Origin of the sequence: Leisingera sp. M658 (assembly GCF_025144145.1) — a bacterium.
Taxonomy (GTDB): domain Bacteria; phylum Pseudomonadota; class Alphaproteobacteria; order Rhodobacterales; family Rhodobacteraceae; genus Leisingera.
The window spans coordinates 117,851-137,241 of sequence record NZ_CP083547.1 but is presented as its reverse complement, the minus strand read 5'-3'; the positions used below and the strand labels follow the sequence as shown (position 1 = coordinate 137,241).

The window sequence follows — 19,391 nt, the reverse complement described above, 5'->3', positions numbered from 1 at the left end:
GGTGGCATTGAGTATTTGTCCAACTTTACATGCGGTCAAACGGTATTTTCACGTCCAACGCACCGGTTAGAAATCCTTGATGAATGCAAAAATCTTTCAATTCTTCGGCTCGTTGAGAGATGGCAGATTGGCAAGTGAAGAAAGCCAAGGATTCCTTCTGTATGTCCGTCACGTCACCTTCGCTGAATGCATATGGCTACCCGTTGCTGATCAAGCAGCTGCTGACGCGTTCCAGGCTGGTCTCCGCCAGGCAAGAGATCGTCAGCGGCTCCAATATGCGGTTGACCTATGCTCAGCTCAACGAACGCATCGGCCAGCTTGCCAATGCCCTCAAGGCCAGCGGTATTGGCGAGGGCATGCGTGTTGGTGTCATGGACTGGGATACCCACCGCTATCTTGAATGTTTCTTTGCGGTTCCGATGATGGGCGCTGTGCTGCACACGATCAACGTGCGTTTGTCGCCTGCGCAGGTCCTTTACACGATCAACCATGGGCAGCCGGACCTGATCATAGTGCATCAGGATTTCATGCCGCTTATTGATGAAATCAAATCGGATTTTGACCGGGACATCACCATTGTCCCCATCGGAAACGGAGACGGTTACGAAGACTGGATCGGGGGCGCTCCAACCGGGTTTGAATTTCCTGATTTTGACGAAAGCCGGACCGCAACACTGTTCTATACGACTGGAACCACCGGCAACCCCAAGGGGGTGAGCTATTCCCATCGCCAGCTGGTGCTTCACACTTTGGGCCTGATCGCTGGTTTTGGCGCATTCCCCGGAAACGCCGGGTTTCACCGCGGCGACGTCTACATGCCGCTGACACCTCTGTTTCACGTCCATGGATGGGGGTTTCCATATGCTGCGACGATGATGGGCGTGCGCCAGGTCTATCCCGGCCGCTACACGCCAGACGCAGTTCTGCGGCTGATTGCTGATGAAGGCGTCACTTTTTCCCATTGCGTGCCCACCATTCTGTCCATGGTGCTCGACCATCCCGGCTGCCCGCAGACAGACCTGAGCCAGTGGAAAGTAATCATTGGCGGGGCCGCCTTGCCGCGCGGCCTGCAGGACCGCGCTGCTGCGGCTGGCATATCATTGCATGCGGCTTATGGAATGTCCGAAACCTGTCCGTTTCTGACGGTGGCAGATCTGTCCAGCGATGATCCGGAAAGACAGGCGCAAACCGGCTTTCCCGGCCCGCTTGTCGACCTTCGTGTTGTGACGCCAGATATGAAGGACGTCCCGCATGACGGTGAAACAACCGGCGAAGTTGTTGCCCGGGCACCCTGGCTGACCCAGGGTTATTTCGGTAACGAGCAAGCCTCTGACGAACTGTGGGCTGGCGGGTATCTGCACACCGGGGATGTTGGCTATATCCGTGAGGATGGATCGTTGCAGATCACTGACCGGCTCAAGGATGTGATCAAAACCGGCGGCGAATGGATTTCGTCACTGGCATTGGAAAACATAGCCTCCGCTTGTTCCGGCGTCGAAGACGTGGCCGCGATTGGCCTGCCACATGCCAAGTGGGGCGAAAGGCCGGTGCTGGTTGCTCAGCTTGCAAAGAATGCCGAACCGGATCAGGTGCGCCAAGTCATCCTGGAAGAATTCCAGTCGCGCGCTGACATGGGGGACCTGTCGAAGTGGGCGGTGCCAGACCGAATATTCTTTATCGATCGGCTTCCCAGGACCAGTGTTGGGAAGCTCGACAAGAAGCTCTTACGGCAAGAGATTTCTACAGGCACGGATGTGAAATCATGACAGACAAGCAGCACCGTATTCAGGCCCTCATCCGAGCCATTGTCGCGTATTTGGAGACCCACCGCAGCGATGCGCCCGGTGTTGATCTGACGCTGGACAAGCTTGCAGCCATGGATCTTTCCTGCAGGCGGCAGCGTGATGTCCCTCCCCAGGGAACCCGTCATGATCAGGTGCTGACTCAAGCCATCGCCGGCATCACCGAGCCCAAATTGCTTGAAATCGCAAAATGCCTGTCTGCGGCTAAGGATGACCTGGTCTGGCGCGAGGACAACGCGCAGTTCTATCCGCCCGGCGCCGACCTGGGAGAGGGTTATATCAAGTGCAACTTGCATTCCTTGCTGATTGGCGCCGACGCCTGCGGGCATCACCACCCGGACTTTAGCCTGGGTATCTTCATGCTGGGTCCGCGGACGTTGTACCGCGACCATAACCATGACGCGCCTGAGCTTTATCTGAACCTGTCCGAGAGATCCGGCTGGCGGTTCAGATCCGGCGAATGGCAGGACTATGCTGCTGGATCGCTTATCTGGAACGCCGCGGGCGAGCCCCATGCCACCCGGGTCTATGATCAGCCGTTCATCTCGGTCTTTGTCTGGCTTGAGAACGTGAGTTCTCGCTGCAATGTCATCCACTTCGACGACTGGGCCGAGATCGAACAAGGTCTTGCCCAAAAGTCCATCTGAGGTTTCCCAAAATGTTTTCTATAGAACGCTGCGGCAGCGTTGCAGTCATCGAGCTGAACGCCCCACCAGTGAACGCACTTGGCCTGAAGATGCGGCAAGCGCTCTCTTCGGCCGTTCATGAGTTGGAAGCTGACGAGCAGGTCAAAGCTATTGTTTTATGTTCGGCACTGCCGCTTTTTTGCGGCGGCGCCGACATCGCCGAGTTCCGCACAGGGGCAGTCTGGGACAAACCGGATCTGCCAGACCTGTGCGTAACGATTGAAACCAGTAGGAAACCTGTTGTCGCGGCTATTGCAGGCCCTTCGATGGGTGGCGCACTGGAGATCGCACTTGCCTGTGACTACCGTGTTGCCGCGCCGGAGGCATTGATGGGCCTGCCCGAAATCAAACTGGGGCTGCTGCCCGGTGCAGGTGGGACCCAACGACTGCCACGGATTGCCGGGCTGGAAGTGGCGACACGGATGATCCTTTCCGGTGACCCTGTGAAAGGCGATTTTGCTCTGTCCTGCGGGCTGGTCGACGCACTTTTCGAGAGCGGCCAGGATTTTCGCGCACATGCTATAGAGTTCGCCACCAGGATTGCGCGTGAGGGGGATCCGAAGCGCAGTTGCGCGGATATGACCGTCGCACACCCTGATCCGAAGGGTTTTCTCGCGGGTTTCCGGACCGAGATCGCGCCAAGGTCCAAAAACCTTGTCGCCCCTGAACGATGCCTAAAATCGCTTCAGGCCGCCTGCGAATTGCCGCTGGCCCAGGGGCTTGCACAGGAAAAGGCAGGATTTGCCGAATTGCTCGACACACCTCAATCGCGCGCGGGCCGCCATCTGTTCTTTGCAGAGCGTGAATGCACCAAGGTTCCCGGCGTCTCACGCGGGCAGCGGCCACGTGACATTGCATCGGTCGCCGTGATCGGCGCGGGAACAATGGGGCGCGGCATCGCCATCGCCTTTCTTCAAGCGGGGTATCCGGTCACACTTTTGGAAACTACACAAGGGGCGCTGGAACAGGGGCTGGATCAGGTTTCAAAGCACTTCCAGCGTGCAGCTGACAAGGGACGGTTCAGTCCCGATCAGGCAGAGGCTTTTGCATCCAACGCCACAGGGACGCTCAGCTATGCAGACCTCGCAGATGCCGACCTGATCATCGAAGCAGCGTTTGAAAGCATGAATGTCAAACGCCAGATTTTCGAAGCGTTGGACCAGCACGCCAAACTTGGCGCTATACTGGCCTCAAACACATCGACATTGGATCTTGATGAAATCGCCGCGGTCACGTCCCGCCCGGAGGATGTGATTGGCCTCCATTTCTTCAGCCCGGCAAATGTCATGCGCTTGCTAGAGGTGGTGCGGGGCGCCAAGACCGCTCCAGATGTCATCGCAACGGCAATTACAGTCGCAAAGAAGATCCGGAAGCTCCCTGTCACAGTTGGCGTGTGCTACGGCTTTGTTGGAAACCGGATGCTGGAGCCATACTTCCGCGAAGGATCCCGTCTGCTTCTAGAGGGGGCGACGCCGAAACAGGTGGATAACGTCCTTGAAGGCTTCGGCATGGCCATGGGCATTCATGCGATGGCAGATTTGGCCGGAGTCGATGTGGGCGCACGCGTGCGTCTGGAACGGCGTAGTGAAATCGCGCATGACCCGACATACCAGGCTGTGCAGGACAGGTTGTTTGAACTAGGCCGACTGGGTCAGAAAACCGGGCGAGGAAGCTATGTCTACGAGGGGCGGACACGGGTCGAAGACCCTGAGATTGTTCAAATCAGTGCCCATTTGGCAGACTTGCATGGCGTGAAGCGCAGGGAAATCGACGATCAGGAAATCCTTGAGCGTTGTCTGTTCCCCCTGATCAACGAGGGCTTCTTGATCCTTGAAGAGGGCATTGCGACGCGCCCGGGTGATTGCGACCTGATCTGGACCAACGGCTATGGCTTTCCGAACTGGCGCGGCGGCCCAATGCACTATGCCGACGAGATTGTATTAAGCCAGATTCTGGAACGCATGACCCACTATCGGCAGTCGCTTGGCGCCTATGGCGAGATGTGGTTCACGCCTGCGCCTTTGTTGGAAGAAGTCGCAACCTCGGGCGTGACACTTACCGCGTATTTTGATGCCAAAAAGGAAAAATCATGAGAGAAGCCGTTGTCGTCTCAACCGCCCGAACCCCGATTGGGGTTGCCTTCAAGGGTGCGCTGAACAACATCAAATCCCCTACCATGATGGGGCACGCCATTCAGCACGCTGTTGAACGTGCAGGCATGGACCCCGGTTCGATCGAAGATGTCGTCATCGGATCGGTCCTTACGGCGGGGACAGCAGGCATGAATGTCGCTCGTTTGTCGGCGCTGGCGGCGGGCCTTCCCAATACGGTGGCAGGACAGACGATCGACAGGCAATGTTCCTCCGGGTTGATGGCCATTGCGACGGCCGCAAAGCAGGTCATTGTGGATGGTCAGAATGTCGCCGTGGCAGGCGGGCAGGAAAATATTTCCACCCTGCAGAATGCCTATCTGAAATGGGCGGGCGATGAGAAAGATCCAAACGCTGTCGCCCAATCTGAACATGCTTATATGCCGATGCTGATGACGGCGGAAAATGTGGCGCAGGCATATGGGATCAGTCGTGACGCCCAGGATGAATATGCTGCACTTTCCCAAGGTCGGACGGCCCGGGCTCAGGCTGCTGGCGCCTTTGATGACGAGATTGTCCCGATCACTGCGATAAAGCGGGTCAAGAATCGCGAAACCGGAGAGGAAACCCTGGAAGAAGTGACCTTGTTAAAAGACGAAGGCAACAGGCCGGGTACGACGGCCGAAACACTTGGCCAGCTGAACCCGGTTGTCGAAGGAGGCGTGATCACTGCCGGAAACGCAAGCCAGCTTTCTGACGGTGCCTCGGCTTGTGTGCTCATGGAAGGCAAAATGGCTGAGCAGCGGGGCCTCACACCGCTAGGTATCTATCGCGGCATGGCTGTTGCAGGAAACGCACCGGAAGAGATGGGGGTCGGCCCAATCTATGCCATTCCAAAGCTGCTGAAGAATGCAGGTCTTCGCATCGAAGACATCGGCCTTTGGGAGCTTAACGAAGCCTTTGCCTGCCAGGTTCTCTATTGCCGCGACCACCTTGGGATCGATCCCGAAATCTACAACGTGAACGGCGGTGCGATATCGATTGGCCACCCCTACGGCATGACAGGTGCGAGACAAGTCGGGCACGCTCTGCTTGAGGGGAGGCGTCGTGGCGTAAAATACGTGGTGACCTCCATGTGTGTTGGCGGAGGCATGGGGGCCGCAGCGTTGTTCGAAGTCGCCTGACCCCACTGAAGTAAAATTAAGCGGAGCGTTATCTGACCTAGACATCGACGACCAGTCATCTGCGACGGTCGCCTTCCGCAGAAGACACGTTCTATCTCGGACGCAATGTGCAAATAGCAGTCATTTGAGAACTCGCAGCGAAAGTCTGAAAAGTCCCGCATCTTTTCACTTCATGCACGCTGCAGCGAAAGATGGCTGTGTTGCGTAATTCATGATATTTGCACCATCCTCAGGAACCCCATGACATAAGCCTCTTGGTGTGGTGCATAAATCAGGTGCGTATTGAAAGGCGTTCATATACGATGAAGTCATGCTTATTGGTTACGCCCGAGTGTCCAGTCACGGACAATCCCTTGATCGACAGATCGGTGCACTAAACGCCGCCATCGTTGATAAGATTTTCCGAGAGAAAGTTTCCGGGAAAACCGTGAAGGGACGGCCTCAGCTCGAACGTGCGATAGACGCACTCGGGGCAGGGGATGTGTTTGTGATCGCAGAGTGGGACAGAGCCACACGATCCATGATCGACGGCATCAATATTATTCAACGGATCGCAGATCGTGGGGCCTATGTGAAGGTGCTTGATAAACCCTGGCTCGATCTGACCACTCCGATGGGCAAAGGCATCCTCGCTTTCCTTTCCGCTTTGGCCGAAGACGAACGGGAGCGTATCACTCGGCGCGCGAACGAGGGCCGAGCCATCGCTGCGCAACAGGGCGTCAAATTCGGCCGGAAACCCAAGTTAACTGTGACCGTCCGGCGAAGGCGCTCTGGCACAGATCCTGTGATCCCTGCTACGCTGCGATAGCAGCGTAGCGCCATGGCATGAGCTCGTTCAGGCGTGTGATCTTATGATCCGCGATCTGGGCCAGAACCCAGGTCAGCCAGGCCTGCGGATCTACGCAGTTCATCTTGGCGGTTTCGATCAGGGTATAGGCGATGGCGGCAGCTTTGCCGCCGCCTTCTGAGCCGACAAAAAGGTAATTCTTGCGACCTATGGCGATTGGCTTCATCGCACGCTCCGCAGAATTGTTGTCGAGTTCCAGAATGCCATGATCCAGGTATGGGCGCAGTTTCGCCATGCGCGTCAGGGCATAGCGGATGGCCTTGGCCAGTTCGGATTTTCCCGGAATGCGGGCCAGCTGTGCGGCGAGCCAGGCCTCCAAATCATCGAGCAGTGGCTTTGACCGAGACTGGCGCAGCTGGACACGATCCTGCGGTGGCAATCGGCGGGCGTCCTTTTCTACGGCATATAGCTCAGCAATCCGGCGGATCGCCTCTTCGGCAACGGTCAGTCCTTGAGATTGGAAGACGTCAACAAACTTGCGCCGGATATGAGCCATGCAGGCAACCTCGCTGACCGATCCGGAACGGTACAGGTCATTGAAGCCGGAATAGCCATCGGCGTGCATCCAGCCCTTGTAATTGGCCAAATGCGTCGAAGGGTGTTTGCCTTTGCGGTTTGCTGTGAACTGATACCATGCAGCGGGCGGATCAGTACCGCCCCAAGGGCGCTCATCCCGGACATAGGTCCAGACGCGGGCTGTCGCGCACTTGCCTTTAGCCTGCATCTTGATCGGGGTGTCATCTGCAAAGATGGCCTGGCCACCGCGCACATGACGGCCGATGGCATCGGCCAGCGGTTCCAGCAGCGCCGCAGAGCGGCCAACCCAATCCGCCAGGGTGGAACGCTCCAGATCGACCCCTTCGCGCGCGTAGATTTGCGACTGACGGTACAAAGGGCTGTGATCGGCATATTTTGACACCAGCACATGCGCCAAAAGGCCCGGCCCAGGCCGACCACGCTCAATCGGGCGCGAGGGCAGAGCCGATTGAACGATCCTGTCGCAATCCCGGCAAGCCATGCGCGGGCGGACGATCCGGTTAACGATAAAACGGCCCGGCACATATTCCAGCTCCTCCGTCACATCTTCCGCAATGGCGCGAAGTTTGCCACCGCATGTGCAGGCTTCGCCGGGCGTCAGTACCTGGTCAATCCGGGGCAGCTCGGGCGGCAGCGGTTTGCGCTTGGGTTTGGCCTTCTGTCCCTCGGCATTCCCGTCAGGAGCATCTGCGTCGGCAACCTGTGCCGCCGCCGTCTCTTCCTCCTCCAGACGGAGCTGAAGCTGATCCAGGCTTTCTGACTTTGATCCAAACCGATGCCGGTTATGGCCCGCAAGCTGGTGTTCCAGTTTGGCAATCTTCAGCGCCTGCGCCTTCACCAGATTGAGCAAACCTTCCGCTGTGTCGCGGAGCTCACCGGGATCGGAAGGCAATGTTTTGGGCGTATCCAGCATGGGCCGGAATATACCCTGGCTATGGCGGAATGGGAATCCTACGGCTCTGCAATCGCGGGATAATTCCCGGCGGTAAGTGGCTTCCAGGTCTTCTGCGGCAGCCGCCAGTCTATCCCCTCCAAAAGCATCGATAACTGAGCCGGTGTCAGGCTGATCTTGCCATCTTTTGCAGAGGGCCACACGAACCGGCCCCGTTCCAGCCGCTTGGAGAACAGACACGCTCCTTGGCCGTCCCACCAGATGACCTTCAAAAGGTCGCCCCGTCGGCCCCGGAATACAAACAGGTGCCCGCAGAAAGGATCTTCGGCCAGCACCTTCTCGGCCAGGGCCGACAGCCCGCCGAACCCTTTACGCATGTCCGTGACACCGGCGGCCAGCCAGATCTTCGTGCTTGCCGGAACCGGGATCACGCCGAAAGCTTCCGGATCAGTGCGGCGAGCGCATCGGGATCAAAGCCGCCCTGAACCTTCAGGCGGTGGCCGTTGGCAAGCTCCACCTCGATCTGCGCACCGGCATCCGGCGGGGCTGCAGCAGGCTCAGCGTCCAGAACTTCAACCGGCAGGAAGCGGGTGACAGGTTCTTCTTCAGCCTCGGACGCGAACCGCGGTTCCTTCAGCCAGTTGAAGACCTGGTTCGCATTCACATCGTAGCGCCGTGCAACCTGCGCAACCGATACACCAGGCACCCGCGTCTGCGCGCAGATCATCCGCTTCTCGTCTTCAGACCAAGTCCGACGCCTGCGCCGCTTTGCCATGCCCAACCTCGATAATGTCCACTTGTTCGCTAATGGACATTATCCCTCACTAACGACCACCGTCAGTGCGGGCAGACCGGACGGTTACAGTTAACTGAACATCAGCAGAAACTTGCCCGCGAGCGCATGGCCAACGGTGATACCTGCCGGGCCATCGCATTGGATCTCGGTGTTGCGCACACGACGATCTCAAGGCTGCGTTGATCTGTAGGGCTCAAGCGTTGCCAAGCAATCGGTTGTCTTCGAGCTCTGTAGGTACGCAAAAAACCTAAGTGATTGAGAACTATGGACGTTGAGTCTCAATAACTCGGTCTCATTATTTACGTACTCCGACAATCCACCCCGGCTATAAAGATGCGGCTTGTAATGCAGATTATGTTGATTGTTATTGCTGCAGATTCGCAATTTGCCTGCTGACGGGCTGAGGCGGAACCTCAGCTAGCCAGGTTTGCATTAGGCGCTCAGGCGGCTGGGGGTGCTGTTGACCTCGTGGCTGGCCGCGGGGGCGGCGCCGCCGCTGCCCAGATCAAACCGGCCGATGATACCAGTCAGGCTGTGCGATTCATTTTGCAGCAGCTGGCTGGCAGCCGCGGCCTCCTCGGACATGGCGGCATTCTGCTGGGTCATATTGTCCAGCTGGTGCATGGCGCCGTCGATTTTTTCCAGCCCGCGCGATTGGGTGCGCACGCCGTCGGCAATGTCGGTGACCAGCCCGGATACCGCCGAGACCTGTTCGATGATGCTGGTCAGCGCGTCCCCTGCACGGCCCACCATCGCGACACCATTTGCCACGTGCTCCTCGCTGGCGGAGGTCAGTCCTTTGATTTGCCCAGCTGCATTGGAGGCCCGTTGCGCCAGGGCGCGCACCTCGGAGGCGACCACGGCAAAGCCTGCGCCGGCGGGGCCTGCGCGGGCGGCCTCAACCCCGGCATTGAGCGCCAAGAGATTGGTCTGGAAGGCAATGTCGTCGATCATGTTGATAATTTTGGAAATCTCTGAAGAGGCTTCCTGAATCTGGTCCATCGCGGCCACCGCAGAGGTCACCACATCGGTGCTTTGTTCCGCTTCACTGCGGGCGCCGCGCATGGTTTCATCCATCCGGCCCGCTTGGTCAGCGGTGTCGCGGATACCTCCGGTCAGCTCGCGGATGGCGCCGGCGGTTTCTTCCAGCGTCGCTGCCTGGCTTTCGGTGCGATGGGCCATTTCTGTGGCCGCGCCCCGTTGTTCCTCGGAGAACCGCCCGACGTTTTCCGCCGCCTCCACCACCTCGCCCATAGACCCGCGCAGCCGGTCAAGGCTGCGGTTGAAGTTTTCCCGCAAGGTCTCGTAATGCCCGTCAAACGGCGCCTGGATGTCACAGGTCAGGTTGCCGCGCTGCAGCTCGGACAAGGCTGCGCTCATACTGTCGACCACAGCAGCGGTGTGGCGGGCGGCCTCCACTTCGCGCGCAGCTGCGGCGTCGGCCTCTTTCAGTTTGCCGCGGAAACTGTCAAGGCTGCGGGCCAGGTCGCCCAGTTCGTCACCGCGGTCGCGGCCCAGTATGTCGGTGTCATAGTTGTTGTCCGCCAGCGCATTTGTGGCTTCGCGCAGGGCATGGATCGGGCGGGTGACGCTGCGCGCCGCCAGCCAGGACACGGCGATGGCCGCCAGCAGAGCGGCGCCAATCAGCCCGGCGGCGATCAGCCGGATGCGTTCGACAACGGCAAAGGCGGTGTGCTCGTCGGTTTCCAGCACCAGCGACCAATCAAAACCGGGCAGCTCCAGCGGCATCACCAGGGCAATGGCGCGTTCGCCGAGCGAGGAGGCAACCGCCTCAAACTGGCCGGTTTCGCGCGCCTTGGCAGCCTGGATCTGCGGCGTGTCCGGCATTTTCTGCAGCACCGGGAACAGTCCTTCAACCGAGGACGGGCTGCGGGCCAGGCCGTCGCTGCTGGCGACAAAGATGTTCTGATGAGTGCCGCCCGACAGATTGCTGGTCAGCGCAGTGACGACGCCCTTGGTGCCAAGCTGCACGGCGATAACGCCGACTATCTGTTTGCGTTTGGAGAAGACGGGCGCGGCCAGGAAGGCTGCAACCCCATCGGGACTGTGGCTGTAGGCAGCAAAATCCGCAGCAACCACCGTGCCGGCCTCTGCCTGCAGTGCGGCCTTGAATGCTTGGGCCAGTCCGCTGTCCGCACCCGGCTCGATACCGGTCAGAAAGTCATCCTGCTTTTTGACCGAGTAGACCACCTGCCCCTTGGCGCTGATCAGGTAAAGGTCCTGATAGCCGTTCAGGCGCAGGCTTTGCAGGAAAGTGGGGTGATAGGTGACATGCGACTGGTTGTAATAACTGCCGTCGCCTGCGTCTGTCAGCTCCTCGCGCTGCTGCGCTGGATGCGGGTTTTCTGCGGCATAGGTCTGTTTCAGATAGGCGATCGGGTCGTCTTCTTCGACCATGCCGATCACCCGTTCGAAGTTGCCGATCGCCCGGAATACTGCGGGCTGGCCGGCCAGGCTGGAAACATCGGACCGGGCTGCCCTGATCAGGAATTCCAGCGCCTGCGCGCCGGATTTGGCTTCTATCTTTTGCGCGGCAAAGGCGTTTTCCCGGATGCTGCGCTCGGCCATTGAATAAACCAGCAATGACACGGTAACGAGGAAGGCCCCGGTCAGCGCTACCATGATCAGCGGCAGCTTCAGCTTAAGCGGCAATTTCGTGGTCCGGGGCATTGGCAAAGGTCTCCTGCTGGCGGCGGCACACCGGTTACAGCCGGGGCCTATAGGAGTGTTAATCAGGAAAGTCCTGAAAAAGTGTGTACCGCAAGCCTATCGCAAATGAAGTTTTCCGGAATTCCGGGAATCTTGATGCCGCAAATTTGAATTTCAGGCCCCATCGGTGGTAATCGCGGGTATTCCCTTATTATTATCGTGTTTGCCACCGTATGTGCTCCGGAAATGCAGGCCTGGGTGGCGCAAACCGTCATGTAGGAACACATTCAAATTTGGGGATCTTGCAGGGAGTGCCCCGGCCTCAAGTTGCCCTGGGGTTAAGCAGCCGCAAAAGCCGGGTAACTTTCTGCGAGGCGTTTTCGCTGGCGCGCGGGGTGCAAAGAATCGTTCCCCTGGCCGTCCAAAGGCGGCAGCCGGGACGCGGCAGCATCGGGTCCGGTGCTATCAAGGCGGCGCTAGAATTCCTGCCAGAGATGCGGCGCTAGAATTCCTGCCAGAGATTACGGGCGGCATTTCCGCTGCTGGTTTCGGGGGCTGCGCAAGGCGCCGGGCTGATCTCGGTTTCCCAGTTATCATCGCCATGCGCAGAAGGCGCCGGCTGGAGAGCAGGGATTGCCGGGGCGGGGGCAGTACTGCCGCCGGCTACCCGGAAATGCGCCACCAGTTCCGAGAGTTTGCCGGCATCAGTGTTCAGCATGTGGCCGGCCGCGGTGGCCTGTTCCACCATTGCTGCGTTCTGCTGGGTGACCTGATCCAGCTGGGTGACACCGGTGTTGATTTCGTTAAGGCCGGTCGATTGCTCGGCGGCACCTTCGGCAATGCCGGACACCAGCTGCGAGATATGGGTGATCTGCTCGACAATGCTTTGCAGCGCCTCGCCTGCCTTGCCGACCAGTTTGACGCCGCTCTCTACTTGTCTTGAACTGTCGCCGATCAGCGTCTTGATTTCCATCGCGGCGCCGGCTGAACGCTGCGCGAGGGCGCGCACCTCGGAGGCAACTACGGCAAAACCCTTGCCGGCCTCGCCTGCGCGTGCTGCCTCGACACCGGCGTTCAGAGCCAAAAGATTGGTCTGGAAAGCGATGTCGTCGATCACGCCGAGGATCTGCGAAATGTGGTTCGAGCTTTGCTCGATCTCCGCCATGGCGGTGACGGCATTTTGCACAATGGTGCGGTTGGATTCGGCCTGCAAGCGTGCCTCCTCCATGGTGGTTTCAACGCTGCTGGCGCCTTCGGCAGCGGATTTGACTGAGGCGGTCAGTTCATCCAGCGCCGCGGCGGTCTGTTCCAGCGTGGCGGCCTGGCTTTCGGTGCGGTGCGACAGGTCGTCCGACGCCTGGCTGATCTCAGCGGCGCCATTGCGGATGCTGCCTGCCGCCTCAATCACCTGGGCGACAGTGGAGCTCAGCGTTTCGGAGGTCAGGTTGAAGTCCTGGCGCAGCTCTTCATGTTCTTCCGGGAAGGCCTCGGTCAGATGGAAGGCAAAGTCGCCCTTGGACAGGCGCGACAACCCGGTCCGCAAGCTGTCCACCACCTTCTGTTGCTGGCGCTGTGTTTCCGCACGTTCCTGGTCGGCGTCGCGGGCATTCTTCAGGTCCCCCTGCATTTCCACAATTGTCCTGCCAATTGCGCCGATTTCATCCTGCCGGCCGGCCTCGGCAATGGTGATGTCCAGGTTTCCTGCTGCCACCGCTTTCATGCTGGTGCAGATGCTGGCAACCGGCCGGGTGACGGTGCGCGCTGCAAACAGGACGGCGGCCAGCAGCACGGCGCTGGCGGCACCCAGCCCGGCCAGCAGATAGCGGGTGAACCCGGCTGAGGCTTCCAGGGTGCCGCTGATGTTCTGGCGCACTTCGACGATGCCGCGCACATCGCCCAGCTGCCAGTCGGTTTTCGGGGAGGCGGCATGGCTGTTGTGGCAACTGACGCAGACCTCAGATACTATCCGGTCGGCGACGGCCACCCGCAGGAAGGTTTCACCATCCAGGGTTTCGGTTCGCGAATAGGATCCGTCAGGAGTGTTGTTCAGATACGCCCAGGCGTCCTGCATGAAGCCGTCCATCGGGCGTTCCGCGCGTTCCGGAAAGGGATAGGGGCTGTACAGCGAAAAACTGCTTCGCTCGGCGGCCATCAAGGCGCTGATGTCGTGCACAAATGTTGCAGGCAGCGGGATGACACCGGGATCTTCCTGGTGGTTGACCCCCGGGCGCAGGGATTGCGCTGCCACCGCATCCTTAACGACGTAGCGGGTGTAATAGCCGCGGATCTTCTTGATCTGATTGACAGTCTGCAGGGCGGAATCCGATGCGGCGTCAATGCTGTTGCGTTCCATCGCCGGCGGGATGGTGAACCAGGCCGCTGCGAGACAGGCGAGCATGACGACCGGAACCGGAATGATCAGTTTGAACAGCAGGGATTTGTGATTGAGACCCATTTAAAACTCCGCAACAGCCGTGCACAGCTGCAAAAGGCGGGCCGGATATGGAACAAGCCGGATCCTGGAAGCAGTTGCATGTGTATCTACAGGCAAGTTTTCGGCAGTAAGCCTAAGAAACCGGTAACGCCAATCCCGGAGGCAGGCCGTCCGCCGCAAATTCCCCATTAAATCGGGATGCCCGCGCGCCTCTTTGAGCGCGGCGGCTGCAGATCCTCCAGCCCTGTGCGTCCGTGTTCTTGCGGATTCGAGTTGTCATTCCTGCCGAAGCAGGGGAAAAATCAGCTATGGATGAAAAAGACCACGATATCCTCCGGCTGATACAGTCCAATGCGCAACTGACCGCCGAAGCCATCAGCCATGAGATCGGCCTGTCGGCACCGGCGGTGCAGAAACGGCTGAAAAAGCTCCGCGATACCGGTGTGATCGAAAAGGAAATTGCCATTCTGTCCCCGGCCCGGCTGGGACGGGAGATGACAGTGATCGTGCAGGTGGTGCTGGAGCGCGAAAGCCGGATGCATCTGGACGCCTTCAAGCGCAAGATGCGCCAGGCCAGTCAGGTGCAGCAATGCTATTACACCACTGGTGAGGCTGATTTCATTCTTGTGATCATCGTTGGCGATATCAAGGAATATGAGGCCTTCACCCAGGAGTATTTCTTTGATGAATCCAATGTCAGCCGCTTTACCTCTTCGGTTGTGATGGACCGGGTAAAGGTGTCGCTGGACATCATTTAGGCCCGGGGATCAGAGGTCCGAGCCGGCCGGTTCGGGTTGATCTGCGTCGGATTTCGCCGGATCAGCGGCGCGGCGGCTGAGCTGCATCAAACCTCTGCTGCCTGCCCCGAGTGCGCCGCAACCAGCGTGTCCAGAAACAGCTTGGTGATGCGGTTTACGGCGGGCCGCTTGCGGGTGACGGCGGCAAACTGGCTGCGGTAAAAGACGTCTCTGGGCAGCACTTTGCGCATCAGGCCGCTGCCGACAAAACCGGCGGCCAGGTGATCCGGCAGAAATCCCAGATAGCTGCCCGACATGATCAGGATCGCCAGCGCCTGTTCGTTCTGCACCTTGGCAGAGCGGCGGAAGCCCAGTTTCTGACCCACATGCAGGTTGGGCGAGTTGACCCGGATGCCTGCATAATTCATCGCCTGTACATCCCGCAGGCCCAGGCTGGCATGGTCGCAGTCAAAGAACGGATGCCCCTTGCCGCAATAAAGAAACATGTTCTCTCCATATAACGGCATGTAATCCAGGCTGGGAGAAGGCCGGTGCAGCGCCAGGATGCCGATATCCAGCTGGCCGCTGATCACCTTGGTTTCGATCACGTTCGGCGGCTCCAGCGACAGTTCGATCTCCACCGCAGGCGCGGCCTTGTTAAAGACCCGGATGCCGCCAGGCACAAAGGCTTCGGGGTTGGAGGCGCATTGATCGAACAGGGCGATCCGGATGGTGCCGGCCATCTGCTGCTTGATTTCATTCACTTCGGCGCGGAAATCCGACACCGAGGTCAGCAGTTCCTCAGCGGATTTCAGCACTTTGCTTCCGTCGTCCGTCAGCGAGAACCCCGCCGGGCCGCGGTTGCACAGCTTCAGATCCAGCCGCAGCTCCAGGTCGGCGATGTATTTCGAAATGGTGGACTTTCCGATGTTCAGCTCGGTCTCGGCGGCGGCCAGCCCGCCGCTTTCGGCCACGGCCCTGAACACCCGGAGCAGTTTCAGATCGGCATCGGCGACATGTTTGACGTGTGTTTTGCGGCTCATCTTAATGTTCGATATATGTGAAACCTTGATATCATAAGTTTACATTCTAGAAACATGAAACGCAATGTAGCTTCTCGCCAGCAAGGCAGGATCGGACTGGCACAGGCGCTATGGAGGGCGTGCCAGCGCGCGCCTTGTCTTCAAGATGACAATACGGGAGGAAGTTATGTCATTTCTCAAAAAGGTCTGCACGCTGACCGCAGCCGTTTCTGCCGCCGCGATGCTGACCACCGGCGCTGTATCCGCCAAGAACTTCAAGATTGCCGTGGGCGACGGCGCCGGCAGCTCGCAGGAAGGCACCGGCAAATTCTTCATTGAAGCGCTGGAAGCAAAATCCGGCGGCGCACACACCGGCACCATGTTCCTGAACGGTCAGCTGGGCTCGGAGCAGGACACTGTTAACGAAGCCGCCATCGGCACCCTGGATATGTCGCTGCTGGCGATCAACAACGTTACACCGTTCTCGCCCTCGGTTGGTGTCTTCACCCTGCCTTACGTGATCCTGTCGCTGGAAGATGCGGAAACGCTGACCCAGGGCCCGATTGGACAGGAACTGACCGACAACACCATCCGGGACGCCGGCGTGCGCATTCTGGCCTGGACCTACACCGGGTTCCGCCGCCTGACCAACTCCAAGAAACCGGTCACCAATGTTGCCGACCTGCAGGATCTGGTCATCCGCGTTCCCAAAAACGAGATCATGATCGAAACCTACAAGTCCTGGGGCATCAACCCGACCCCGATGGCCTGGTCCGAGACCTTTACCGGTCTGCAGACCAAAGTTGTCGATGGCCAGGACAACCCCTACACCACCATCAACGCGATGAAGTTTTATGAAGTGCAGGAATATGTGACCAACCTGCGCTACATCTTCTCGATTGAGCCGCTGATTGTCTCCGAGGCGGTGTTCCAGGACCTGTCCGAAGAAGACCAGCAGATCCTGATCGAAGCGGGCAAGGAAGCCACCGTGAAATCGGCGCAGTATCTCCGCGACATCGAAGCCGAGATCAAGGAAGGCCTGCTGGCCAAGGGCATGCAGATTGACGATCCGGCAAACGACGAGGCCGAGTTCATCAAGCTGGCGACCGAAGCCGTGTGGCCGCAGTTCTATGACTCCATCGGCGGCGTCGAGAAGCTGAACACGGTGCTGACCACCATTGGCCGCGATCCGGTTCAGTAAGCCTCTGGCAGATATATAAAAAATAACAAAGCAGCGCCACGTGCGCTGCTTTGCACAGGGGAGGAGTACATCATGTTCTGGAAATTTCTGGACAATATAGAAAGCTATATCTGCCGCCTATTGCTGTCCGGCTTTGTCATTCTGCTGTTTGTGCAGATCGTCTCGCGCGAGGCGTTCGGCCATTCATTTTCATGGATCGAAGAACTGTCGGTCTACATGTTCGTCTGGTTTGTCTTTTTTGGTGCCAGCTATGCAGCCCTGAAAAGTGCGCACAACCGGGTGACGTTTCAATTCAAATTCCTGCCCGAACGCTACATCAAATACATCGAAGCATTTGCAGATCTGTTCTGGATCTTCTTCAACGTGTATTTCATCTGGCTGGCCTACGACTTTGTCTTCAACAAGATGAACAAGTTCTGGAAATCCCAGACTTTAGGCGTCGAGATGAAATACGTCTACATGGTGCTGCCAATCGCCTTCACCCTGATGACCATCCGAATTCTGCAGGTGAACTACAAGAAGCTGATCAAGGGCGAGGAAATCCACGACCCCGATCAGATCGACCTTGATGAAATCAAGGCTGCCACCGAAGCAGAGCGCGGCAAGTAAGCGCCGGACAGGGAGAAAAACATGGAAACTCAAATCGTCTCAATTCTGTTCGGATCGTTCCTGGTGCTGTTGCTGATGGGCGCTCCGATCACGGTGGCGCTTGGCGTCGCCTCGCTGGTGTCGTTCCTGTATCTGGACGAAAACCCGATCAAATTTGTGCAGATCGCCTTTACCTCGGTCGGCTCGTTCCCGCTGATGGCGCTGCCTGCGTTCATCCTGGCCGGCGCGCTGATGGAGGCAGCGGGGATCTCGAAACGCCTGATCAATGTCGCCGAAAGCCTGGCCGGGCCGTTCACTGGCGGCATCTCGGCTGCAACCGTGATGGCCTGCCTGTTCTTTGGTGCCATTTCCGGTTCCGGCCCTGCCACCACGGCGGCCGTTGGCATGCTGATGATCCCGGCCATGATCGACCGCGGCTATGAAAAAGGCTATGCCTCGGCAGTGACCGCATCGTCGGGCGGGTTGGGCATCATCATTCCGCCGTCGATCCCGATGGTGATTTTCGGCATTGCCGCCCTTGGCATGGCGCCGCCGCCGGAAGCGGTTGAGAAATTCGGCACCTTCCAGTCGGTCTCGATCTCGAAACTGTTCATCGCCGGCTTCATGCCCGCCTTCCTGATTGCCACCAGCCTCTTGATCCTGAACTATTTCATGTCGAAAAAGCGCGGCTACAAGGGCATGGCTGAGGGCTGGTCGTTCCGCAATGTCGGATGCGAGATGTACCGGGGCTTTTGGTCGCTGATGGCGCCGCTGGTGATCCTGGGCGGTATCTACACCGGCTTCTTCACCCCGACCGAGGCCGCCATTGTCGCGATCTTCTATACGCTGGTGGTTGGTGTGTTCATCTACCGCGAGCTGACCTGGTCGTCGCTGTTCCAATCGCTGGAGGCCACCACATGGTTGACGGGCCGTGTTCTGCTGATCCTGTTCACTGCAACTGTCTTTGGCCGTCTGCTGGTGGAAAACCAGATCCCGGCGATCATCGCCGACAGCATGCTGAGCTTTACTCAGAACCTCTATGTGATCTGGGCGCTGATCATCTTTTTCCTGCTGTTTGTCGGCATGTTCATGGAAACTTTGGCAACCATCCTGATCCTGGTGCCGGTGATGCTGCCGGTGGCCTATTCGGTGGGCATCGACCCGATCCACTTTGGCGTGGTGATGGTTTGTACGCTGGGTATCGGGTTCCAGACACCGCCGTTGGGGGAAAACCTGTTCATTGCCTCGGGCATATCAAACATCTCGATTGAGCAGATCTCGCTGCGCGCCCTGCCCTTTGCTGCGGTGAACACGATTGCGATTTTCGTTATCGCATTCTTCCCGGAAATCTCGCTTTGGCTGCCGCGGCTGTTTGGCTATTGATGTGAAAGGATCTGATATGAAACCGTTGATCACCAACATCCTGTTTGCCACCGATCTGTCGCAGAACTCGCCTTATGCGCTGCGCCATGCGGCCAGTCTGGCGCAGGCGACGGGGGCGGAAATCCACGTGCTGCACGTGAATGAGCCGATCTCGGATGATGCCAGGATCACGTTTGAGATGTTTGTGCTGAACGACGAGACCCGCAAATCCGCAGCCAAACGGCGGCACGAGATGGTGAAAAAGGTGCTGGCCGAACGGCAGGCGCGGTTCTGGGCGGCGCTGGAAGGCGATGATGCCAAGATCCGTGACCAGGTCACCTCGGTTGAGGTGACCGACGGCCACCCGGCAGAGGTGATCCTGCGCCGGTCGGTTGAGCTGGGCTGCGATCTGATTGTGCTGGGCGCCCATGATCACGGGTTCTCGCACACGTTCCTGGGCACTGTGGCCAAACGGGTGTTGCGCCGGTCGCAGATCCCGACGCTGGTGGTGCCCTACCAGAACGGCGAAAACGACGACTGATC

16 protein-coding genes are annotated in these 19,391 nt (G+C 58.7%); 10 read left to right on the top strand and 6 right to left on the bottom strand.

What is annotated here, in order from left to right; translation table 11 throughout:
- Positions 1-119 precede the first annotated feature (119 nt).
- The 5 genes from K3724_RS21760 to K3724_RS21740 all read left to right on the top strand — a co-directional run bounded on the left by K3724_RS21760 (position 120) and on the right by K3724_RS21740 (position 6,570).
- Complete coding sequence (locus tag K3724_RS21760; RefSeq protein WP_409201426.1) at positions 120-1,766, top strand: fatty acid--CoA ligase; 1,647 nt, start codon at positions 120-122, stop codon at positions 1,764-1,766.
- Positions 1,763-2,449 carry a dimethylsulfonioproprionate lyase family protein gene (locus tag K3724_RS21755; RefSeq protein ID WP_237457032.1) on the top strand — a complete coding sequence of 229 codons (687 nt, stop codon included), beginning with the start codon at positions 1,763-1,765 and terminating at the stop codon, positions 2,447-2,449. The genes K3724_RS21760 and K3724_RS21755 overlap by 4 nt, the downstream gene beginning before the upstream one ends.
- Positions 2,450-2,460: 11 nt before the next feature.
- Positions 2,461-4,581, top strand: coding sequence for a 3-hydroxyacyl-CoA dehydrogenase NAD-binding domain-containing protein (locus tag K3724_RS21750; protein ID WP_259992784.1), 2,121 nt, complete (start codon positions 2,461-2,463; stop codon positions 4,579-4,581).
- Positions 4,578-5,762: an acetyl-CoA C-acyltransferase gene (locus tag K3724_RS21745; RefSeq protein ID WP_259992783.1), complete on the top strand. Its 1,185-nt coding sequence runs from the start codon at positions 4,578-4,580 to the stop codon at positions 5,760-5,762. The genes K3724_RS21750 and K3724_RS21745 overlap by 4 nt, the downstream gene beginning before the upstream one ends.
- Before the next feature lie 310 nt (positions 5,763-6,072).
- Positions 6,073-6,570 carry a recombinase family protein gene (locus K3724_RS21740; protein WP_259992782.1) on the top strand — a complete coding sequence of 166 codons (498 nt, stop codon included), beginning with the start codon at positions 6,073-6,075 and terminating at the stop codon, positions 6,568-6,570.
- Here the strand turns inward: K3724_RS21740 and tnpC are convergent.
- The 5 genes from tnpC to K3724_RS21715 all read right to left on the bottom strand — a co-directional run bounded on the left by tnpC (position 6,557) and on the right by K3724_RS21715 (position 13,959).
- Positions 6,557-8,059: an IS66 family transposase gene (tnpC, locus tag K3724_RS21735; RefSeq protein WP_259992780.1), complete on the bottom strand. Its 1,503-nt coding sequence runs from the start codon at positions 8,057-8,059 to the stop codon at positions 6,557-6,559. The genes K3724_RS21740 and tnpC overlap by 14 nt on opposite strands.
- 38 nt (positions 8,060-8,097) lie before the next feature.
- Entirely contained in the window at positions 8,098-8,469 is a 372-nt protein-coding gene (gene tnpB / locus K3724_RS21730) for an IS66 family insertion sequence element accessory protein TnpB (protein ID WP_058284639.1), read from the bottom strand.
- Positions 8,466-8,813, bottom strand: coding sequence for an IS66-like element accessory protein TnpA (tnpA, locus tag K3724_RS21725; RefSeq protein ID WP_259992779.1), 348 nt, complete (start codon positions 8,811-8,813; stop codon positions 8,466-8,468). The genes tnpB and tnpA overlap by 4 nt, the downstream gene beginning before the upstream one ends.
- Before the next feature lie 453 nt (positions 8,814-9,266).
- Positions 9,267-11,525, bottom strand: a complete 2,259-nt coding sequence (locus K3724_RS21720) for a methyl-accepting chemotaxis protein (protein WP_259992778.1) — start codon at positions 11,523-11,525, stop codon at positions 9,267-9,269.
- Positions 11,526-12,006: 481 nt separating this feature from the next.
- Positions 12,007-13,959: a methyl-accepting chemotaxis protein gene (locus tag K3724_RS21715; protein ID WP_259992777.1), complete on the bottom strand. Its 1,953-nt coding sequence runs from the start codon at positions 13,957-13,959 to the stop codon at positions 12,007-12,009.
- A gap of 287 nt (positions 13,960-14,246) precedes the next feature.
- On the opposite strand from K3724_RS21715, the gene K3724_RS21710 reads away from it, so the two are divergent.
- Positions 14,247-14,696 (top strand): Lrp/AsnC family transcriptional regulator, encoded by a 450-nt coding sequence (locus K3724_RS21710; RefSeq protein ID WP_129373023.1) that lies wholly within the window; start codon positions 14,247-14,249, stop codon positions 14,694-14,696.
- A gap of 86 nt (positions 14,697-14,782) precedes the next feature.
- Here the strand turns inward: K3724_RS21710 and K3724_RS21705 are convergent, their stop codons facing one another.
- Positions 14,783-15,718 carry a LysR family transcriptional regulator gene (locus tag K3724_RS21705; protein WP_259992776.1) on the bottom strand — a complete coding sequence of 312 codons (936 nt, stop codon included), beginning with the start codon at positions 15,716-15,718 and terminating at the stop codon, positions 14,783-14,785.
- 166 nt (positions 15,719-15,884) lie between these two features.
- Between K3724_RS21705 and K3724_RS21700 the strand changes: the two genes are divergently transcribed.
- The 4 genes from K3724_RS21700 (at position 15,885) to K3724_RS21685 (ending at position 19,389) form a co-directional block, all read left to right on the top strand.
- The gene (locus K3724_RS21700) at positions 15,885-16,898 is read left to right on the top strand and encodes a TRAP transporter substrate-binding protein (protein ID WP_259992775.1); all 1,014 of its coding nucleotides are present in this window, start codon (positions 15,885-15,887) and stop codon (positions 16,896-16,898) included.
- A gap of 72 nt (positions 16,899-16,970) precedes the next feature.
- Positions 16,971-17,507, top strand: a complete 537-nt coding sequence (locus K3724_RS21695) for a TRAP transporter small permease (RefSeq protein WP_259992774.1) — start codon at positions 16,971-16,973, stop codon at positions 17,505-17,507.
- 21 nt (positions 17,508-17,528) lie between these two features.
- The gene (locus tag K3724_RS21690; protein ID WP_259992772.1) at positions 17,529-18,869 is read left to right on the top strand and encodes a TRAP transporter large permease; all 1,341 of its coding nucleotides are present in this window, start codon (positions 17,529-17,531) and stop codon (positions 18,867-18,869) included.
- 16 nt (positions 18,870-18,885) lie between these two features.
- The gene (locus K3724_RS21685) at positions 18,886-19,389 is read left to right on the top strand and encodes a universal stress protein (protein ID WP_259992771.1); all 504 of its coding nucleotides are present in this window, start codon (positions 18,886-18,888) and stop codon (positions 19,387-19,389) included.
- The last annotated feature ends 2 nt before the right edge of the window (positions 19,390-19,391 follow it).

Coding starts and splice junctions, on each gene's coding strand:
- K3724_RS21760 (WP_409201426.1), top strand. CDS start 120: ATGGCAGATTGGCAAGTGAAGAAAGCCAAGGATTCCTTCTGTATGTCC.
- K3724_RS21755 (WP_237457032.1), top strand. CDS start 1,763: ATGACAGACAAGCAGCACCGTATTCAGGCCCTCATCCGAGCCATTGTC.
- K3724_RS21750 (WP_259992784.1), top strand. CDS start 2,461: ATGTTTTCTATAGAACGCTGCGGCAGCGTTGCAGTCATCGAGCTGAAC.
- K3724_RS21745 (WP_259992783.1), top strand. CDS start 4,578: ATGAGAGAAGCCGTTGTCGTCTCAACCGCCCGAACCCCGATTGGGGTT.
- K3724_RS21740 (WP_259992782.1), top strand. CDS start 6,073: ATGCTTATTGGTTACGCCCGAGTGTCCAGTCACGGACAATCCCTTGAT.
- tnpC (WP_259992780.1), bottom strand. CDS start 8,059: ATGCTGGATACGCCCAAAACATTGCCTTCCGATCCCGGTGAGCTCCGC.
- tnpA (WP_259992779.1), bottom strand. CDS start 8,813: ATGGCAAAGCGGCGCAGGCGTCGGACTTGGTCTGAAGACGAGAAGCGG.
- K3724_RS21720 (WP_259992778.1), bottom strand. CDS start 11,525: ATGCCCCGGACCACGAAATTGCCGCTTAAGCTGAAGCTGCCGCTGATC.
- K3724_RS21715 (WP_259992777.1), bottom strand. CDS start 13,959: ATGGGTCTCAATCACAAATCCCTGCTGTTCAAACTGATCATTCCGGTT.
- K3724_RS21710 (WP_129373023.1), top strand. CDS start 14,247: ATGGATGAAAAAGACCACGATATCCTCCGGCTGATACAGTCCAATGCG.
- K3724_RS21705 (WP_259992776.1), bottom strand. CDS start 15,718: ATGAGCCGCAAAACACACGTCAAACATGTCGCCGATGCCGATCTGAAA.
- K3724_RS21700 (WP_259992775.1), top strand. CDS start 15,885: ATGTCATTTCTCAAAAAGGTCTGCACGCTGACCGCAGCCGTTTCTGCC.
- K3724_RS21695 (WP_259992774.1), top strand. CDS start 16,971: ATGTTCTGGAAATTTCTGGACAATATAGAAAGCTATATCTGCCGCCTA.
- K3724_RS21690 (WP_259992772.1), top strand. CDS start 17,529: ATGGAAACTCAAATCGTCTCAATTCTGTTCGGATCGTTCCTGGTGCTG.
- K3724_RS21685 (WP_259992771.1), top strand. CDS start 18,886: ATGAAACCGTTGATCACCAACATCCTGTTTGCCACCGATCTGTCGCAG.